The sequence below is a fragment of the Bradyrhizobium sp. NAS80.1 genome, assembly GCF_001908205.1.
Taxonomy (GTDB): Bacteria; Pseudomonadota; Alphaproteobacteria; order Rhizobiales; family Xanthobacteraceae; genus Bradyrhizobium.
Genome location: NZ_LGHL01000358.1, coordinates 1 through 1,459 on the forward strand (window position 1 = coordinate 1; position 1,459 = coordinate 1,459).

Consider the following 1,459-nt stretch of genomic DNA (forward strand, 5'->3'; position numbering starts at 1 on the left):
CGCAAAGGTTCAGGTCCCGGCACTCTATGTCGTTGGCGATCGAGACGGGGTTTACAGATCGCCGAGTTGGAGCCATCTCGTCCCTAGCCTGAAACAGTTCGTGCCCTTGCTTCGCGAGACAATAGTCTTGAAAGGTTGCGGTCATTGGACTCAGCAAGAGCGCGCCAAAGACGTAAGCAATGCGCTCCTGGAATTCCTGATGGGGCATCCGCGACCAAAAGGAGAGGCGGCCAACCGCGGCAAGCGCGCCTGAGAAAAGTAGCCAGTAATGGCCCTCGCAGCTGGCTGCTCGCCGCGCAAAGCTTGGCGCAGGAGTTTGCGTGATGAGTGACTTCCAGCCCCTCCCGGCCGTGATCAACGCCGCCATCGAGGCGCACGGCGGAGCCACGGTTTGGTCGCGATTGGTCGCGGTTGAGGCAACTGTGTCAGCCTCTGGTTTCCTCTTTACAGCGAAGCGGCGACCGGTGCTGCGAGGCGTTCGGGTCACCGCCTCGGCGGCCGACGTGCGTTTCGCCTTCCATGACTATCCGCGTGCAGGCGAAACGAGCGAGCTGATCGGCGACGAGCAAGTTCGCGTGGTCAGGCAGGACGGGTCCGTCCTGGCCTGGCGCGAACGACCGCGGTCCGCATTTGGCGGCCTGCGCCGCCACCTCTTTTGGGATCACCTGGATTTCGTCTATTTCGGTGGCTACGCAATGTGGAACTATTTGACGACGCCGTTCCTCTTCCTCCGAGAAGGATTCGCCTTCGAGGAACGGCCGCCGCTGCGAACGGCCGAAGGCCCCTGGCAGAGAATTCGGGTGACGTTTCCAGCTGTCATTCCGACGCATAGCCGCGTCCAGGATTTCTACTTCGACGGCAAGCATCGCTTGCGCCGGCTCGACTATACCGCCGACGTCGTCGGGCGTTGGGCGCACGTGGCTCATATGTGCGATGAGTATCGGGACTATGACGGTTTGCAGGTGCCGACTCGAAGAACGGTCCGGCCGCTTCCATTTGGGACTCGTCCCCTGCCGCTCCCAGTCCTCGTGGCCATCCAAGTCCACCACTTGCGCGCACAACGCGCCGAATGATGTACGTGCCGGATCGCCGATCCCTCTGCCACGGGCCTCCGCGCATTTCCCGACAGCAATGATCCGTCCTGAACTCGATGTCGCTCCAAAAGCCGCCAATTCGTAATGACCGCTTTCAGGCGTCAGGCAATGCGAATTGCTGCAACTGCTCAAGGCAGAAATTGGCCCTTCGCGACATATTGCGCCGCCGCGCGAGCGTGGTCGCTAACGGGGGTGGACTCAACCGGTCGGTGCAACACTCTAATCTTTTAGCAGAGATGGAGTGTGGGCATGAAGCAGCGACGTCGCATCTACTATTCTGCGGTTCAGCGGTCTGAGATCTGGGATCGCTGGCAGGCTGGCGAGTCCATGAGGTCCATCGGACGTCGGTTTGACCGGGCATCGTC

2 protein-coding genes are annotated in these 1,459 nt (G+C 61.1%); both read left to right on the forward strand.

The window, feature by feature from the left end; translation table 11 throughout:
- Window positions 1-253, forward strand: a 253-nt coding sequence (locus tag AC629_RS48055) for an alpha/beta fold hydrolase (protein ID WP_143199918.1), incomplete at its 5' end; no start/stop codon positions are given.
- A gap of 70 nt (window positions 254-323) precedes the next feature.
- On the forward strand, window positions 324-1,073 hold the full coding sequence (locus tag AC629_RS43375; protein ID WP_084810717.1) for a hypothetical protein: 750 nt from the start codon (window positions 324-326) through the stop codon (window positions 1,071-1,073).
- Window positions 1,074-1,459: the final 386 nt, after the last annotated feature.